18 protein-coding genes are annotated in these 16716 nt (G+C 71.5%); 7 read left to right on the forward strand and 11 right to left on the reverse strand.

What is annotated here, in order from left to right; genetic code table 11:
- Position 1: 1 nt before the first annotated feature.
- The 3 genes from FHU35_RS24835 to FHU35_RS24845 form a co-directional block, all read right to left on the reverse strand.
- Positions 2 to 217, reverse strand: a complete 216-nt coding sequence (locus FHU35_RS24835; protein WP_186459600.1) for a Trm112 family protein — start codon at positions 215 to 217, stop codon at positions 2 to 4.
- Between the two features lie 58 nt (positions 218 to 275).
- The gene (locus FHU35_RS24840) at positions 276 to 1625 is read right to left on the reverse strand and encodes a phosphomannomutase/phosphoglucomutase (protein ID WP_145743985.1); all 1350 of its coding nucleotides are present in this window, start codon (positions 1623 to 1625) and stop codon (positions 276 to 278) included.
- Between the two features lie 104 nt (positions 1626 to 1729).
- Positions 1730 to 2089 (reverse strand): DUF3499 domain-containing protein, encoded by a 360-nt coding sequence (locus FHU35_RS24845; protein WP_186459601.1) that lies wholly within the window; start codon positions 2087 to 2089, stop codon positions 1730 to 1732.
- Between the two features lie 204 nt (positions 2090 to 2293).
- Here FHU35_RS24845 and FHU35_RS24850 point away from each other — a divergent pair, with 204 nt between their 5' ends.
- Entirely contained in the window at positions 2294 to 2767 is a 474-nt protein-coding gene (locus tag FHU35_RS24850; protein ID WP_186459602.1) for a metallopeptidase family protein, read from the forward strand.
- Here the strand turns inward: FHU35_RS24850 and FHU35_RS24855 are convergent.
- Both FHU35_RS24855 and FHU35_RS24860 read right to left on the reverse strand, forming a co-directional pair.
- On the reverse strand, positions 2751 to 4778 hold the full coding sequence (locus tag FHU35_RS24855) for a hypothetical protein (protein ID WP_145743987.1): 2028 nt from the start codon (positions 4776 to 4778) through the stop codon (positions 2751 to 2753). The genes FHU35_RS24850 and FHU35_RS24855 overlap by 17 nt on opposite strands.
- Before the next feature lie 85 nt (positions 4779 to 4863).
- On the reverse strand, positions 4864 to 5091 hold the full coding sequence (locus tag FHU35_RS24860) for a WhiB family transcriptional regulator (RefSeq protein ID WP_145744635.1): 228 nt from the start codon (positions 5089 to 5091) through the stop codon (positions 4864 to 4866).
- Positions 5092 to 5682: 591 nt separating this feature from the next.
- Between FHU35_RS24860 and FHU35_RS24865 the strand changes: the two genes are divergently transcribed.
- The 4 genes from FHU35_RS24865 (at position 5683) to FHU35_RS24880 (ending at position 9374) form a co-directional block, all read left to right on the forward strand.
- Positions 5683 to 6441, forward strand: coding sequence for a site-2 protease family protein (locus tag FHU35_RS24865; RefSeq protein ID WP_145743990.1), 759 nt, complete (start codon positions 5683 to 5685; stop codon positions 6439 to 6441).
- Positions 6442 to 6508: 67 nt separating this feature from the next.
- Positions 6509 to 7498, forward strand: coding sequence for a 2-phospho-L-lactate transferase (gene cofD, locus FHU35_RS24870; protein WP_145743992.1), 990 nt, complete (start codon positions 6509 to 6511; stop codon positions 7496 to 7498).
- Positions 7495 to 8844, forward strand: a complete 1350-nt coding sequence (locus FHU35_RS24875; RefSeq protein ID WP_145743994.1) for a coenzyme F420-0:L-glutamate ligase — start codon at positions 7495 to 7497, stop codon at positions 8842 to 8844. The genes cofD and FHU35_RS24875 overlap by 4 nt, the downstream gene beginning before the upstream one ends.
- Positions 8841 to 9374, forward strand: a complete 534-nt coding sequence (locus tag FHU35_RS24880) for an NUDIX hydrolase (RefSeq protein WP_145743996.1) — start codon at positions 8841 to 8843, stop codon at positions 9372 to 9374. The genes FHU35_RS24875 and FHU35_RS24880 overlap by 4 nt, the downstream gene beginning before the upstream one ends.
- Here FHU35_RS24880 and FHU35_RS24885 read toward each other — a convergent pair.
- The 3 genes from FHU35_RS24885 to manB all read right to left on the reverse strand — a co-directional run bounded on the left by FHU35_RS24885 (position 9366) and on the right by manB (position 11815).
- Positions 9366 to 9659, reverse strand: coding sequence for a hypothetical protein (locus FHU35_RS24885; RefSeq protein ID WP_145743998.1), 294 nt, complete (start codon positions 9657 to 9659; stop codon positions 9366 to 9368). The genes FHU35_RS24880 and FHU35_RS24885 overlap by 9 nt on opposite strands.
- Before the next feature lie 141 nt (positions 9660 to 9800).
- Entirely contained in the window at positions 9801 to 10709 is a 909-nt protein-coding gene (locus FHU35_RS24890) for a DNA-3-methyladenine glycosylase family protein (RefSeq protein WP_145744000.1), read from the reverse strand.
- A 5-nt stretch (positions 10710 to 10714) separates the two neighbouring features.
- Positions 10715 to 11815, reverse strand: coding sequence for a mannose-1-phosphate guanylyltransferase (manB, locus tag FHU35_RS24895; protein ID WP_145744001.1), 1101 nt, complete (start codon positions 11813 to 11815; stop codon positions 10715 to 10717).
- Positions 11816 to 11998: 183 nt separating this feature from the next.
- Here manB and FHU35_RS24900 point away from each other — a divergent pair, with 183 nt between their 5' ends.
- Positions 11999 to 12364 carry a hypothetical protein gene (locus tag FHU35_RS24900; protein WP_145744002.1) on the forward strand — a complete coding sequence of 122 codons (366 nt, stop codon included), beginning with the start codon at positions 11999 to 12001 and terminating at the stop codon, positions 12362 to 12364.
- Between the two features lie 4 nt (positions 12365 to 12368).
- On the opposite strand, the gene FHU35_RS24905 is transcribed toward FHU35_RS24900, so the two are convergent.
- From FHU35_RS24905 to FHU35_RS24915, 3 genes are all read right to left on the reverse strand, one after another.
- Positions 12369 to 13229: a glycosyltransferase family 2 protein gene (locus tag FHU35_RS24905; protein ID WP_145744003.1), complete on the reverse strand. Its 861-nt coding sequence runs from the start codon at positions 13227 to 13229 to the stop codon at positions 12369 to 12371.
- A 36-nt stretch (positions 13230 to 13265) separates the two neighbouring features.
- The gene (locus FHU35_RS24910) at positions 13266 to 14393 is read right to left on the reverse strand and encodes a glycosyltransferase family 4 protein (protein WP_145744637.1); all 1128 of its coding nucleotides are present in this window, start codon (positions 14391 to 14393) and stop codon (positions 13266 to 13268) included.
- Between the two features lie 201 nt (positions 14394 to 14594).
- A complete protein-coding gene (locus FHU35_RS24915) occupies positions 14595 to 15686 on the reverse strand; it encodes a glycosyltransferase family 4 protein (RefSeq protein ID WP_145744004.1) in 1092 nt (363 codons plus the stop codon).
- A 56-nt stretch (positions 15687 to 15742) separates the two neighbouring features.
- Here FHU35_RS24915 and FHU35_RS24920 point away from each other — a divergent pair, with 56 nt between their 5' ends.
- On the forward strand, positions 15743 to 16663 hold the full coding sequence (locus tag FHU35_RS24920) for a glycosyltransferase family 2 protein (RefSeq protein ID WP_145744005.1): 921 nt from the start codon (positions 15743 to 15745) through the stop codon (positions 16661 to 16663).
- The last annotated feature ends 53 nt before the right edge of the window (positions 16664 to 16716 follow it).

Raw genomic sequence — 16716 nt, forward strand, 5'->3', positions numbered from 1 at the left:
TTCACCCCTCCCCGGCGCCGCCAGGGGTCCCGCCCCCGACGGCCTCTTCCAGCAGCAGGACGGGAATGCCGTCCTTGACCGGAAAACCGCGTCCGCAGGAAGTACAGGTCAGGTAGTCGGCCTGCGCGTCGTCGGCCAGGCCGGGCCGCAGCTCGCCGTGCTGCTCGCACGGGCAGGCCAGGAGCTCCAGCAACTGCGCTTCCAGGTCAACGGCCACGTTTTCCTCCCAAACTCGCGCGCTTCGGCGAGTGTCACTCATCAGGGTCGACGCCGGTTCATCCGCGGATGACCGCGAGCACCTCGTCGCGCAGCGCGGCCATGGCCTCAGTGTCCCGCGCCTCGACGTTGAGCCGGAGAAGCGGTTCGGTGTTGGACGGGCGCAGGTTGAACCACGACCCGTCCGACAGTTCCACGGTAAGCCCGTCGAGCTCGTCGACAGAAGCGCCATTCCGGTCACCGAACGCGTCGGCGACGGCGCGCATGCGGGCCTGCTGGTCGTCGACCGTGGAGTTGATCTCGCCGCTGGCCTGGTAGCGGGAGTAGTCGGCCATCAGCTCCGACAGCGGCTCGTCCTGGCCCCCGAGCGCGGCCAGCACGTGCAGCGCCGCGAGCATCCCGGAGTCCGCGCGCCAGAAGTCGCGGAAGTAGTAGTGCGCCGAGTGCTCTCCGCCGAAGATGGCACCGGTCTCGGCCATCGTCTGCTTGATGAACGAGTGCCCCACCCGGGTGCGCACCGGCTTGCCGCCTTGCTCGGCGACGATCTCCGGCACGGCCTTGGAGGTGATCAGGTTGTGGATGATCGTCCCGCCGGGCTCCTTGACCAGCTCGCGGGCGGCGACCAGCGCGGTGATGGCGCTCGGGGTGACCGGTTCGGCGCGCTCGTCCACGACGAAGCAGCGGTCGGCGTCACCGTCGAACGCGAGTCCCGCGTCGGCGCCGACCTCGCGGACCTTGGCCTGCAGGTCGACGATGTTGGCCGGGTCCAGCGGGTTGGCCTCGTGGTTCGGGAAGGTGCCGTCGAGCTCGAAGTACATCGGCACGAGCTCCACCGGCAGGCCGTCGAACACGGTGGGCACGGTGTGCCCGCCCATGCCGTTGCCGGCGTCGACGACGATCTTCAGCGGCCGGATGTCGTGCAGCTTCACCAGGTCGAGGAGGTAGGCCGAGTACTCGGCGACCATGTCGCGCTCGCTGGTGGAGCCCTTCGCGCCGAGGAACTCCGGGACGCCGTGGCCGACGAGTTCCCGGATCTCCGACAGGCCGCTGTCCTGACCGACGGGTGCGGCACCGGCGCGGCAGAGCTTGATGCCGTTGTACTCAGCAGGGTTGTGGCTGGCGGTGAACATCGCTCCGGGCAGTTCCAGCTTGCCGGAGGCGAAGTAGAGCATGTCCGTGCTGGCCAACCCGATGCTGATGACGTCGACGCCCTGGCCGGTGACGCCCTCGGCGAACGCCTGCGCCAACTCCGGCGAGGAGTCGCGCATGTCGTGGCCGATCACCACGGCTGGGCCGCCGACGAGTCTGGTGAACGCCGCTCCGATCTCCCGCACGACGTCGGCGTCGATGCCGTCGCCGACCACCCCGCGGATGTCGTAAGCCTTGACGATCCCCGACAGGTCCCGCACGCTGCACCCTCCCCGGTTCCCAACCAACGTGGTTGGCAGCCTACCGGCGATCGTGGAGCCGTTGGCAGCATCCGGTTTGACCAGAGCTGTTCGTCACGATCTGTTCACTCCTCAACCGGGTCCGGCAACGCCCGCAGATGCGCGCGGCGACCGGCTCCCGGAGCACTGACCTGGGGTTCCACCGGCCTGTCCGGCCTTCCTGCTTCACGCACGGCCTCGGCCAGCGCGGTCAGGTCGTCGTCCGACGGGGTCGGGGGAGCGAACTCGCCTTCATGCCGGACGACCTCCCAGCCGTTGGGAACGGTCAGCCGCAGCGCGTGCGCCTCGCACAGGTCGTAGCTGTGCGGTTCGGCATAGGTGGCGAGCGGACCGACGACCGCGGTCGAGTCCGCATAGGCATAAGTGAGCGTGGCTACGGCCGGGTTGACACACCCGGTCCGCGAGCACCGCCTCACGCTCCGCACGCCACGCACGATAGCGCCTCCTGTCCACCTCGCGGCGCAGGCACGCGGAATCTCTTTCACGAGCCACGCCGAACACCAGTTTCCACCCTCCCCCCGCTGATCTGATCAGGTGTCTGCTTTCGGCGAACAGTCGGTCACGATCAGCAGCGGACATCCCCCTGCCGGTTGTCCCGGCCCGGGTTGCCGAGGGCGTACCCTCAGCCCGTGGTTACCGCACGTGGATCTCGGCGCCGAACCCGCTCCCGGCGGGACCGGCGCGGCCGTGGCCTGCGCGGACCGCTGTACCCGTCCTCGGTCCCGGTCTCGCGCAGCCGCTCGCAGCGCTTCGACGCGCTCGTGCTGGAAGCGCTGGAACCGATCGAGCAGCGCTGGCACGCCGAGCTGACGCAGCTCGACGTGGCCGTCGACGAGGTTCCGGAGATCAGCAACACCGCCCCGGAGAAGGTCACCTGGGACGACGACGTCGTGGTCGACGCCAACGTCCCGCTGGCCCGGCTCGTGCCCGCAGGCGTGGACAAGCGCGGGCTGCCGACCCGGGCGCGCATCGTGCTCTACCGCAGGCCCCTGGAGGCCCGCGCTCGCGACGGCACGGACATGGCCGACCTGCTGCACGACGTCCTCGTCGAGCAGGTCGCCACCTACCTCGGGCTGGACCCGGACGTCATCGAAGGCCAGTGACGCCTCGGCGTCCGCGCCCGGGGATCGCGGCGACCACCGTGAACAGCACCACGGCCGCCTGCGCCACCAGCAGCGTGGTGCGCGGGATCTCGGTGTAGCCGACCTGGACCTCCGCCGCCTGCTCCGGCAGCGGCACGGCGACCTGGTGCCCCCACGCGGTGGCCAGCGGGACCCGCTTGCCGTTGACGGTGGCGTACCAGCCGGGCTCGTTCTCCGCGCCCAGCACCAGCGCACGCCCCGAACCGCCTTCGGAGATCCGCACGCTGAACGACGGCAGCTCTGCGTCCACCGGGAGCGGGCGGGCCTCGGGCGCAGGACCCTGCTCGTTCTGGGCCTGCCGGGAGAGGTCGGGGCCGACGAGCTTCACCGCGTCAGCGGGCAGCAGCAGCCGCAGCTCGCGTTGCTGACCCTGCCGCCGGCCGTCGTCGACGACCAGGTCGGGGGCGATGCGGGGCAGCCGGGAATCGGCGGGGACGACCACGCGATCGGCACCTCGGGCGGCGACGGCGGCCAGCGCCTCGCGCACCCGGGTGGTGTCGTCGCTGCTGAGGTCCTCGTCGACCTGGCGGAGCCATTCGGTGGAGTTTCCGGCCGAGGCGAGGTCGTCGTCGCCGAAGCGGGGACCGTTGCCGGTGATCAGCCGCGCGGGCTGCGGTCCCGGCTCCGCGACCAGCCGAGTTCCGCTCCCGGCGGCGGCCTGGTGGGCGGCCAGCGGACCGGTGGCGCTGCCGATCGTCGAGGCCGCGCCCAGCGCGAGCAGTCCCGCTCCCAGCACCGGTGCGGCGATCTTCCAGTTCAGCGCGGTGACCTTCGCGCTCAGCACGATCCAGGCGCATCCGGCGGCGACCAGCACGAGCGGGCCGCCGGTCCACCCGGGACTCGCGATGCCACCGGCGAGCGGTTCGGTGCTGACGGTTCCCGCGACGACCGCCACCAGCCAGCCGAGCAGGGCGACACCGGCCCCGGCGAGCATCCGCTTGTCGAAGCGAATCGCCAGCGCCAGGATCGCGGCCAGCACCAGCAGCACGCCCAGAGCACCCACCACCGAGCCGTCCGGGCTGAGCGTGGCCAGCAGCACCGAGGCGGGCTGCTCCACGACGCGGGCTCCGAGCCCGTGCACCAGAACCTCGGGGTGGCTCAGCAGCAGCACCGGCCACGGCAGCAGGCAGGCCACCGACAGCAGCACCAGAGCGATGAGCCCGGCGGCACGGCGCCGTCCGCGCAGACCGTTGCCGGGCACCAGGACGTGGGCGAGCAGCGCCAGCACGATCAGGGTCAGGTGCACCAGGGGTGCGAAAGCGCCCAGCACGGCCAAGCCGAACGCGGTGAGGCACGCCGTGCCGAGCCATCGACCGTCGGATCTGCGGATCACCGCGGCGATCCCGGCCAGCAGCGGCGGGACGAGGACGTGCGCGACGACGACGTCGAGCCTGCCCTGCCCGGCTGAGATCGCGGCCACCGGCACCAGCGCGTAGGCGGCGGCGACCAGAGCTCGGCGCAGCGGCGAGACGTCGATCGCGCGGGTGGCGAGGTAGGCGCTGAGCCCGGCGAGCGGAACGCCGAACAGCATCAGGACGGCGACCACCACCGCCGGTCCACCTAGGACGGACCCGAACAGCGCCAGCACGGCCAGCGACGGCGACGCCGGCGATCCGGTACCGCCCCCGACGGCGTGCCAGGCGCTGAGGTAGTCGCTCCAGGTGGTGGCCAGGTCCGCGGTCGGCAGCAACCGGCCGCCGGACAGGGTTCCGCCGAAACGTCCCACGACCGAGGCGTTGACGAGCGCGAGGACGACGAGCGCGGCGACCATCGCCGTCCCGGGCGAGCGCAGCACCGAGATGGCCCTGGAGCGCAGCGAGCGGCGCTCGGGCTCCGGTGCTTGCGGACTCTCCGGGACCTCGGCGGACTCACGTGGCGCCGGTGTCGGCTGCTCGGTCTGACCGCTTCGCTCGAAGACGATGCGGCGCAACGACTTCAAGCCCTGCAATCGCGACTTCGTCGGCTCGTCCACCCGCGCCGGCCCTCCCGCTCGTCCGAACCACTACGGCCCGAACGGTAGTGCACGCACGACCTCGCGCGGACGGGGCGCGGAGACCTCAGACCGCGCGGCGCTTGAGCTTGCGGCGCTCTCGCTCGGACAGCCCGCCCCAGATGCCGAAGCGCTCATCGTGCTGCAACGCGTATTCCAGGCACTCCGAACGGACTTCGCAGCCGGCGCAGATGCGCTTGGCCTCGCGCGTGGAACCGCCCTTCTCCGGGAAGAAGGCTTCTGGATCGGTTTGCGCGCACAGCGCGCGCTCCTGCCACTCCTGCTCTTCTTCCATCTCGAGAAGTTCGGCGAGCACGTCGAACTCCGCGACGGGAGCGGTGGCGTCCCCACGCTCCGCGAGACGGCTATCTCCTGATTCCCACATGACTCCCCCGATTTCTCCCCGTTATCCCACCGGCCCTCCCCAGGACCGGAACGGGACGCACTCCTGCTCGCAGGTTCCTGGTCCCGAGACCGGGACCAGAAAACATCGACGGCCGCGCCGTCGCCGACCGCGCGCATCGACGCCCTCTCAACGTCGGCGATGCGCCGATCGACCTCATGTCCGGCCGGGTTCTCCCGCTCCCGCCCGAACGCCGCCGTGACCACCGCGCCGCAGCGAGGCGTCTGATTTCAGCAGCGAATGACACTGCTGTGATTACACCCGTGTAGCTCCTTGCGGTCAAGCCGGGACCTTCCGTAGGGGGACATCCGGATCTGCGGATCCCCAGGTCCGGCCGCTCCAACCAGGCCCACGCGTTCGGCACAGGCCCGGTGCTCCGTACGGCGCATCGCGCTGCGCCAAGATCATTAATATCACCCCTGGACGATCACCGCCGTTTGAAGGCGATCAACACGCGCATGGCGAGTCGTGGAGACTTGGGGCGTGACTACCTCGGCCGCGCGGGTCAGCCCGCTGTTCCTCGGCATCGTCGCGGTCACCGCGCTCGGCGGTGCCCTGACGACGTTCACCAACACCACCGCCCTGACCGCCGGGGTGATCCTCCTGGTGCTGGGCGGATGGGCGACTTCGCTGTGCCTGCACGAGTTCGGGCACGCGGCGACCGCTTACCGCGGCGGCGACTGGTCGGTGCGCTCCAAGGGCTACCTGACGCTGGATCCGCGCCGCTACACCGATCCTGTGCTGAGCATCATCCTGCCGCTGATCTTCGTCGCCATCGGCGGAATCCCGCTGCCGGGCGGAGCGGTGTGGATCAACCACGGCGCGCTCCGGGGCCGCAGGGTCGAGTCGATGGTCTCGCTGGCGGGACCACTGACGAACCTGGTGCTGGGGTTGATCCTGACCACCGTCATCGCGCTGGTCCCGATGCCGATCGGACTGGCGGCCGGGCTGTCCTACCTGGCGTTCCTCCAGGTGATCGCGTTCGTGCTGAACATCCTGCCGGTCCCCGGGCTCGACGGGTACGGGGCGATCGAGCCGTGGTTGTCGACATCGGCCCGGCGCTTCGGCGAGAAGGCGCGCCCGTGGGCACCGCTGGTGCTGTTCCTGCTGCTGATCGGCGTGCCGTTCGTGGGCGGCTGGTTCTTCGAGCTCGCCTACTTCGTGTTCGACCTGGTCGGCGGTGACTCGGCGATGACCTCGCTCGGCCAGAGCGTGTTCCGCAGCATCTTCGGCGGTCTGTGAGTCCACCCACCCGAGAGCGTCCGGGTTCACAGCCTCCGCTCGCGGTGGGCGTGCGAGGATCGGTGGCGTGAAGGTCGTAGTTCTGGTCGGCGGCGTCGGCGGCGCCCGTTTCCTGCTCGGAGTCAAGGCGGCTCTCGGACTGCCCGCAATCGGTGAGGCCGAGAGTTCCGAACACGAGATCACCTCGGTGGTCAACGTGGGCGATGACGTGTGGATGCACGGGTTGCGGGTCTGCCCCGACCTCGACACCTGCATGTACACGCTCGGCGACGGCATCGACACGGCGAAGGGCTGGGGCCGGGTCGACGAGACCTGGTCGGTCAAGGAGGAGCTCGCCGCCTACGGCGCGGAACCGTCCTGGTTCGGCCTCGGTGACCGCGACATCGCCACCCACCTGGTGCGCTCCCGGATGCTGCGTGCGGGCTACTCGCTGTCGGCGGTGACCGAGGCGCTGTGCGACCGCTGGCGGCCCGGGGTGCGGTTGCTCCCGGTGACCGACGACAGGGTCGAGACGCACGTGGCGATCGACGACCCGGACACCGGCGAGAGCCGCGCCGTGCACTTCCAGGAGTGGTGGGTGCGCTACCGCTCGGAGCCGAAGGCGCGCGCGATCGTGCCGGTCGGCGCCGATGAGGCGAAGCCGACCGCCGAGGTCCTGGACGCGATCGCGCAGGCCGACGTCGTGCTGCTGGCGCCGTCGAACCCGGTGGTGAGCATCGGAACGCTGCTGGCGGTGCCCGGCTTCCGCAGCGCGCTGCGCGAGACGAAGGCGGCCGTGGTGGGGCTCTCGCCGATCATCGGCGGGAAACCGCTGCGCGGGATGGCCGACGCGTGCCTGAGCGCGATCGGCGTGGAGACCTCCGCGGAAGCGGTCGGCCGCCACTACGGCGCGCGCGGCGACGCCGAGGGAATCCTGGACGGCTGGCTGGTGCACAGCGACGACACCGCCGACGTGCCGGGCGTGAAGGTCCGCTCGGTGCCGCTGCTCATGTCCGATGTGGACACCACGGCGGCGATGGCGCAGGCGGCGTTCGACCTGGCCTCGGAGAAGGCATGACGCCCAGGGATCACGCGGCGAGCAAGGGCTTGCAGCTGTTCGCGGTGACGGGCTTGCCGGAGTTCGTCGAGGGCGACGAGCTGGCGGCCTCGATCTCGGCGGCGGCTCCCTGGTTGAGCGACGGCGACGTGCTCGTCGTGACCAGCAAGATCGTGTCCAAGGTCGAGGGCCGGATGATCACCGCGCCGGAGGACCCCGATGAGCGCGACGCGCTGCGCCGCGAACTGGTGCTCGCCGAGTCCACCTCGGTGCTGGCTCGCAAGGGCCGGACGCTGATCACGCAGAACAAGCTGGGGATCGTGCAGGCCGCGTCCGGGGTGGACGCCTCGAACGTGGCGCAAGACCAGATCGCGCTGCTGCCGGAGGATCCGGACGCTTCCGCGCGCCGGTTGCGCGCGGGGATCGCGGCTCGGCTCGGCGTGCAGGTCGCCGTGGTGGTCACCGACACGATGGGCCGGGCCTGGCGGGTCGGTCAGACCGATGCGGCGATCGGTTCGGCGGGACTCGCGGTGCTGCACCGCTACGCGGGCAGCACCGACGCCCAGGGCAACGAGCTCGCGGTCACCGAGGTCGCGATCGCCGACGAGATCGCCGGCGCCGCGGACCTGGTCAAGGGCAAGCTCGGCGGGATCCCGGTCGCCGTGGTCCGCGGGTTGACCACTGTGGACGACGGTTCGACGGCGCGGGACCTCGCCCGTCCCGTCGAGGAGGACCTCTTCCACCTGGGAACCGCGGAAGCGATCGCGCGGGGACGCCGCGAGGCGGTGCTGGTGCGCCGCTCGGTGCGCGATTTCAGCGACGGCCCGGTGGACGCGGACGCGGTGCGGCGCGCGGTGGGCGCCGCGCTGACCGCCCCCGCTCCGCACCACACGCGACCGGTGCGGTTCGTGTGGCTGCGCGACCGCGCTCTGCGGACCAAGCTGCTGGACGCGATGCGCACGGCGTGGCTGGAAGACCTGCGCGCCGACGGCCTGTCCGAGCAGGCGGCTCAGCGCCGGGTCAACCGGGGGAACCTGCTCTACGCGGCACCGGAAGTGGTGCTGCCGTTCCTGGTGCGCGACGGTGCGCACAGCTACCCGGACGAGGCGCGCTCGGATGCCGAGCGGCAGATGTTCACCGTCGCGGGCGGCGCTGCGGTGCAGGGGCTCCTGGTGTCGCTCGCCGCCGAGGAGCTCGGCTCGTGCTGGGTCTCCTCGACGATGTTCTGCGCCGGGGTGGTGCGCAAGGCGCTGGACCTGCCGGAGAGCTGGGAACCCCTCGGTGCAGTCGCGGTCGGCCACCCGGCGACTCCGGACGAGGGCCCGCGACCGCCGCGCGATCTCGACGACGGATTGGTGGAGCTGTGAGCGGACCGCATACCGATGCCACCCGGGTGCTCAGCGACTGGCGTCCGCTCGACCGGCAGCAGGAAGCGCTGCGCCAGGCGTTCCTCTCGCTGCTCGACGCTCGCGAGGACGCCTGCCTGCGCGCCTGCGAACCCGGTCACGTGACGGCCTCCGCCGTGCTGCTGGACGCGGCGGGCGACAACGTGCTGCTCACCCTCCACCCGCGGGTCGGCCGGTGGCTGCAGCTGGGCGGGCACTGCGAACCGGAGGACGGCACGCTGGCCGGCGCGGCGCTGCGCGAGGCGACCGAGGAGTCCGGGATGAGCGGCCTGGTGGTCGATCCGGAGCCGGTCCACCTCGACGTCCACCCGATCACCTGCTCGCTGGGGAAGCCGACGCGGCACTTCGACGTGCGCTACGTCGTGCGCGCCCCGGCCGGTGCCGAACCCACCCGCAGCGACGAATCGCTCGACCTGCGCTGGTGGTCCCTGTCGGCTCCGCCGGAGAACACCGATCTCGGTCCGCTGTTCACCGCGGCGACATCAGGCTGATCGGTTGAAGACGGCGTCTTCGAGGCGTCGCAGTCGTGCTTCGACACCGTTCGGCTCGGAGCGCGCCAACTCGGACTCGATCAATCCCCTGATCCAGGCCGTCGTCTTCACGTCCTCGGCCGCGGCTCGGTCGCGAACCTGGTCCAGCAGCGATTTCGGCAGCCGCAGTGACGTGGTGATCATCGGGTCGGGCTCCGCGGGTTCGTCCTCCCAGTGCCCTGACTCCATGACCTCCGACATGTCATGCCTGCCGTAGTACTCGGCGAGCTTGTCCAGCTTCGTCATGTCACTCACCTTCCCTTACGCCGGAAGGTTCGGCGTTCTCTGAGTGTCATCTCCCGTGCGGTGACGACGTACCCACGCCCGTCCGCTCCGTCCGCCAGCACGACCAGCAGGTGCCGACCCTGAGCAGCGTGATCAACTAGGTTAGAACGCCCGGTAGTCGCGCACCGGGTAGCGCGGGGCGTAGCGGGGACGGCTGACGCCTGCGGCCGCGAGATAGCGGACGGCGCGGTGGCGGTGACCTTCGTAGGGCCTGAGGGCTTCGAGCATCCCCTCGTCGTCGAGGGGGTGTCCGACCAGGGCCGTGCCGACGATCGTGGGCAGGTGGAAGTCGCCGACGCTGACGGCGTCGGGATCGCCCCAGGCTCGTTGCGCGACCTCCGCCGCCGTCCAGGGCCCGATGCCGGGGATCTTCTGCAGGAAGTCACGGCCTTCCTCGCCGCGCAGGGCGACGGCCTTCTCCAGGCTGCGCGCCGACGAAGCCGCGGCGAGCAGGGTGCGGCGGCGCGCTCCGTCGATACCTGCGCGGTGCCACTCCCAGTCCCGGATCTGGCGGACCTGCTGCGGATCGGGCGCCGTCCACAGCTTCTCCACCGGCCCCGGCGCGCGGTGACCGAAGCGGCGGCACAGCTCGCGCCACGAGCGCCAGGCCTCCCGATTGGTGACCTTCTGCTCCAGGATCGCGGCGACGAGGACGTCCCACACCCGGCCCGATGAGCACAGCCGCATCCCGGACGCGGCCCGCACTCCCCTGGTGATCACGTCGTGGGCGGGCGCGAACCCGTTCTCGTCGTCGGACGCGCCGAGCAGGTCGGGAACGCCCGCCAGGACCGCACTCGCTCCCGGGCCCCACGCGGATGCGCGAACGGTTCCCCTGCTCGCACTGCGCAGGCGCAGGGTCGCCGGGCCGGTGGCGGTGGTGCTGGCCCACCACAGCTCGCCCGGCTCGACGCGGGTCGTCGGGTCGCCGCTGCCGCGCCGCAGCGGCGAGAGGACCTGGACCAGGTCGAGCGGGTAGTCGTGATGCCAGTCTCGGGTGAGGGGTTGTTCCATGGTGCTCAATCCGCCGAGAACCGTACTCCGTTCGGCGGAAGCTCGACGCCGGGCCACACCCGCACCCCGTCCAGCAGCTCGCACTCGGCGCCGACCGTCGCGCCGTCGCCGATCACCACGTCCCGCAGCACAGCGCCGGCACCCACCCGGGCACCGGCGCCGAGGACGCTGCGCTCCACGACCGCACCGGCCTCGACCTCCGCCCCGTCGAAGAGCACCGAGGCGCTGACGTGAGCATGGGAACCAATCGCGCAGTCCGCGCCCACCGCGCTGCCGCCGTCGACGACCGCGTCCCCGGCGACCTCCGCACCGGCCGCCACCAGGGATCGGCCGGTCGGTCCGGGCAGGGCGCCGGACGGGGCGTTGCCCAGAACCAGGTCGGAACTGCCCCGGACGAACGCGGCAGGGGTTCCCATGTCCAGCCAGTACGACGAATCGATGTAGCCCTGCATGCGCGCCCCTGAGGACAGCAGTCCCGGGAACGTTTCGCGCTCGACCGACACCGGCCTGCCCTCGGGGATGCTCTCGATCACCTCTCGCCGGAACACGTAGCAACCGGCGTTGATCTGATCGACCGGCGGGTTCTCGGTCTTCTCCAGGAAGTCGGTGACGCGCCCGTCCGCGTCGGTGGGCACGCATCCGAAGCGGCGCGGATCGTCGACCTTCACCAGGTGGAGGGTGACGTCGGCCTCGGTGTCGCGGTGGGTGCCGAGCAGTTCCGCGAGGTCCACTCCGGAGAGGATGTCGCCGTTGAACACCAGCACGTCGTCGGCGGTGAGCCGGTCGGAGACGTTGCGGATCGCTCCCGCGGTGTCCAGCGGTTCGGACTCCACCACGTACTCGATGTGCAGGCCCAGGTCAGCTCCGTCACCGAAGTGGTCCTCGAAGACCTCGGCCTTGTAGGAGGTGCCGAGGACCACGTGCTCGATGCCGATCGCCCGGATCCGGGACAGCAGGTGACTCAGGAACGGCACCCCGGCCGTCGGCAACATCGGCTTCGGCGCCGACAGGGTCAGAGGCCGCAGCCGAACCCCCCGACCGCCCACCAGCACGACCGCTTCCGCCTTCTGGCGCGGCTCGGCCGGGGTCTGCGCATCCGCGGACATCGGCGTCGTCCTCCTCTACCTGACCTAGATCGATGACGAAAACCCATTGGGGGGAATACTCTGGCAGTGGCACCGGCATAATGACACTGGGCCCGTGCCCGATGGCCGGGACTGGTTCAACGCCACACCTGGTTCTCGCCGGGCTTGGCACCACCGACTGCGAACGACTGAGAGGGCATCCACATGGACCCGCGCCTCCGAGCCGACGAAGCACTTGCTCGCGCGCGGGCACGCGGCGCGTTCGTCGTCACACCGGACAACGCCACGTCGCCGATGGATGCGGCGAACACCGTGAGAATTCCGCGCGACATCGTCAACAGCGCGGGCGACGACACGGACACGAACATGCTCCCCGCCGCGGGCCAGCAGAGGCAGGGGCAGCACCCGCAGTTCCCGACCGCCGATGCGCACCCCGGGTGGCCGACCGAGGACTACGGGCAGTCGCAGCAGGGTCTGCCGCCGAACCCGTACCACTCCCAGCGCGGCCCGAACGAGTTCGGGCCGCTCGGGTCTCAGCCCGCGCAGCAGCAGTACCCGCAGCAGTACTGAGGGGTCAGCGCGCCTGGAGCTTGGCGCGCGCGGCCAGTCCGACCTTCAGCGCGAGGCGCAGCGGAGCCCACTTCAGGCCCTGGTAGCGGTCGGCGAGGTAACGGTAGGCGGAGCGGTGGTGCTCGGCGAGCATCCGCTTGGAGGCCTGGGACGTCGACGCGCCACCGATGTGCATGATCTCGGCGCCGGGCACGTAGACGTTGAGCCAGCCGGCCTTGCCGAGGCGGTCGCCGAGGTCGACGTCCTCGAAGTACATGAAGTAGCGCGGGTCGAACCCGTCGACCGAGTCGAACGCCTCCCGGCGCATCAACACGCAGGAACCCGACAACCATCCGGCGGTGCGCTCGCTGCGCCCGGACTCGGACTGGCGGTAGGCGCGGGTCCACGGGTTGCCCGGCCACACCTTGACGAACAGCGCGTGCCCGACGCCGCGACCGATGGACGGGAGCAACCGCGCGGACGGGTAGACCTCGCCGGTGGGTTCGGTGATCAGCGGGCCGAAAGCGCCGCCCCGGGGCCACCGCCCTGCGGCTTCCAGCAGCTCGTCGAGAGATCCCGCGCCCCACTCCAGGTCGGGGTTGGCGATGACCACCCAGCCGCATTCCGCGCCGAGCGAGGCGACGCCGCGGTTGGCCCCGCCGCCGTAGCCGAGGTTGCCCCCGGTCGGCACGAATTCGACGTTCTCGTGCTGCTGCGCGGCCCGCTGCGGAGCGCCGTCCTGCGAGCCGTTGTCGGCGAGGATCACGCGGACCGGGCGCTGCGTGGCCTTGCCCAAGGTGTCCAGGAAGCGCTGCAGCGTTTCGCCGGGCGAGTAGGTCACGGTGACGACGGCGAGTTCGTCGCCGTAGGTGCGCGGGTTGGTCACGCCGTCACATTCTGCTGCAACGCGGTCGCAGCGCGGTCAGCGGGTGCTGGCGTGGTGGGCGCGCGCGTAGGCCTCGCGGTGCTGGATCGCGCAGGCGCACCAGGTGAACTCCTTGGCGCGCAGCTGCGCCGCCGCGGCCAGCGCCGAGCGCCGCGCCGGGTCGTCGAGGAGTTGCCGCAGACCCACGGCGATGTCGCTGGGCCGCACTCCGCAGTAGGCGACGGCGTCGCCGCCGACCTCCGGCAAGCTGAGCCTGCGGGTGGTCAGCACCGGTGCGCCGCACGCCATCGCTTCCAGGACCGGCAGCCCGAAGCCCTCGCCGAGGCTGGGGTAGGCGACCAGGCGCGCGCCGCCGAGGAATCCGGCGAGCTGGTCGAACGGCAGGTATCCGGCCCTGATCACCCGGATCCGGTGCGGCACCGATTCCAGCGCCCGCTCGACCTTGGTGTCCCAGCCGGGTTGCCCGGCGAGCACCAGCGCGGGTGCGTCCTCGCGTCGTCCCTGGCACGCCTGGGTGAAGGCGCGGATCAGCGCGGGAACGTTCTTGCGCGGCTCCAGAGCCCCGAGGAACGCGACGTAGGGCTGGTCGAAGAGGTCGAGGCGGTCGCGGGCGGCCTCGATCTCCTCCGGTGCGGGCGGGTGGAAGCGGTCGGGGTCGACGCCGTGGTAGCTGACGGCCATCCGGTTGCGGTCGGCTCCGACCGTGCGCGCGAGTTCGGCGGCGGTGGCCTGGCTGGGCACCACGCAGATCTCGGCGCGGCGCAGCGCTGCTCGTGTCCACGCCCGGAAGAAGCGGGCCTTGACCGGGGAGTGCACGCGGCGGTTGGTGAAGAACGTCGCGTCGTGCAGGGTCACCACGGAGGCGGCGGGGTTGGCCAGCGGAGTCGTGTAGTGCGGCGAGTGCAGCACGTCGACGCCGAGCTTCTTGACCAGCATCGGCAACGTGGTCTGCTCCCACGTCAACCGCGCGGTCCGGGTGGCGACGGCTTCGGCGGCCGGCACGAGCTGCGAGTGCGGCGCGAGGGCCGCGTACAGCCCGGCGTCGCGAGGCTGGCACACCACGGTGACCCGCGCGCCGTCCGAATCCAGGGCGGCGAGCAGGGAATCGACGTACCGCCCGACGCCGCCTCTGTCCGCGGGCACCGCGGTGGCGTCGATCAGAATGTGCGGTTCACCTCTGTGCACCAGGAGAGAGTACGGCGAAGGTTCACCGCTTCGTGCCCAGTACGTGAAAAACGTGAGACCGGAACGCGTGTGCTGTGAGCAAGGGAACCTTCCTGTCACCGCTGCCCACCCGAGACCGCTCATCGAGGCCCGAATCGCCTGGGGCGTCCGGTGGCCCGGGCGAGCATGGGAACCTTTCTGTCACTCGCCGACGAGCTCGCGGTGCAGCGCCCAGATGTCGTGGGCGGCTCTTTCCCAGCTGAAGTCGGCCGCGCGTCGTGCACCGGCGGCCGCCAGCTCCGCTCGGAGGTGCGGGTCGTCTGCGATGCGGCGCAGTGCTGACGCCAGGGCGGGCGGGTGCGCTCGGGGGACTTCCAGTCCCGCTCCGCCGGCGACCTCCGACAGCGCCGGGGCGTCGGAGTGCACCACCGGGGCACCGAGGGCCATCGCCTCGATCACCGGGAGCCCGAAGCCTTCGGCGAGGCTCGGGGCGACCAGCGCGGTGGCGCCGCGCAGCAGACCGGACAGCTCGGCATCGGTGACGCCGGTGAGCACCCGGAGGTGCCGGTAGCCGCAGTCGGCGGCGAGCGCCTGCAGGTCGAGATCGCCCCAACCCTGCCGGCCGACGATCAGCAACGGGAGGTCGGGCGCGTCCGGTTCGGCGAGGGCGCGGATCAGGTGCTGGTAGCCCTTGCGCGGCTCGATGGTGCCGACGGCCAGCAGGTACCGGTCCGGCGGATCGAGGTGGGTCGCGCTTCCGGTGTCGGCCAGCAGGCCAGGACTCACGCCTTCCGGGATGACGCGGGGCCTGGCGGTGAGCGGAACTCGACCAGCCAGGTCGGCGGCCACGGCGCGGGTGGGCACCACCAGGGCGTCGGCGTCGCGGGCGGAGCGGGTGATCGCACGCCGGTGCCAGGCGACGCCGCGCGGGGTGAGCGTTTCGGGGTGGGTCCAGGGGACGGTGTCGTGCACGGTGACGACCAGGCCGCGGCCGCGCCGGCGAGGTGGGGCGAGCGGAGTCATCGCGTGCACGGTGTCGCCGCCCGGCCACAGCGGGACGCCGCGCTCCCACGCGGCGATCAACGCACGACGCGGCAGCGGCAGCACGCGGGGGCCCGCGACGCCGGTGATGCGGGCGTCGTCGGCGTCGCCGCTGCGACTGATCGCGCTGGTCAGCATCCAGCCTTCGGGGGTGGTGGCGGCGAGGGCGCGCAGCAGTTCGGCGGTGTAGCGGCCGGTGCCGCCGGGGACCGGGGCGAGCAGCTGCTCGGCGATGGCTACCAGCTCGGGCACCCGCCCAGCTTCGCACGCGCTGGAGGGCCGCCGAGGCGTGACGCTAGGTTTCCCAGGTGAGATCAGACGGGGTGCGCAGCACGGTCATCGTGATCACCTGGCGCGGCCGGGACCACATCGACGCGTGCCTGGACGCGCTGGCGGCCCAGTCGCGCGGGCACCGAACGCTCGTCGTGGACAACGCATCCGACGACGGCACTGCCGGACTGCTCGCCGCTCGCCCCGGGATCGAGGTGCTGCGCCTGCCCCGCAACACCGGCTACGCCGGCGGTCTGGCCGCGGCTCTGCCGCTGGTCGACACGCCGTTCGTGGCCTGGCTCAACGACGACGCGGCACCGGACGCTGACTGGCTGGAAGTGGTGGAAGGGAACCTTTCGCGCACCACGACCGCGGCGGCGGTCGCTTCCGTGCTGATGACGCCGGAGGGTCGGGTGCAGTCGACCGGGGTGCGGCTGACCGCCGACGGGCACGGGGCCGACGCGACCGCGACGGGCGAGGTGTTCGGCTTCTGCGGCGGGGCGGCACTGCTGCGCACCGACGTCCTGCGCGATTCGGGCGGCGTTCCACCCGAGTTCTTCTGCTACTACGAGGACACCGACACGGCGTGGCGGTTGCGGCTCGCGGGGTTCGACGTGGTGCGGGCGGAGGCGACCGTCACGCATCTGCACGGGGCCAGCACCCGGCCCGGTTCGGCGTTGTTCCACCGCTGGAACGAGGGGAACCGACTGCTCACCCTGCTGCGCTGCGCACCGGCGGGCAGCGCGGTTCGCGAGTTGGCGAGGTTCGCGGCCATCACGCTGGCGCTGCCCTGGCGGCGGTTGCCCGATGCCCCGCCGAACCTGCGCGCGGGGCTGAGGCTGCGGGTGCTGATGAAGGTCGCCGTCCGACTGCCGGCGGCGCTGCGCGCTCGTCGCCGAATCGGCCGGATGGCGCGGGTTTCCCGCCGCGAGGTGTGGGAAACCTGGGCAGGGCGCTGACGGGACGTCAGTGCTGTGCAAGGAGGTTGTAAGCGGCCTCCAGACACTTCGTG

The sequence above is a fragment of the Saccharopolyspora dendranthemae genome, assembly GCF_007829955.1.
Lineage (GTDB): Bacteria > Actinomycetota > Actinomycetes > Mycobacteriales > Pseudonocardiaceae > Saccharopolyspora > Saccharopolyspora dendranthemae.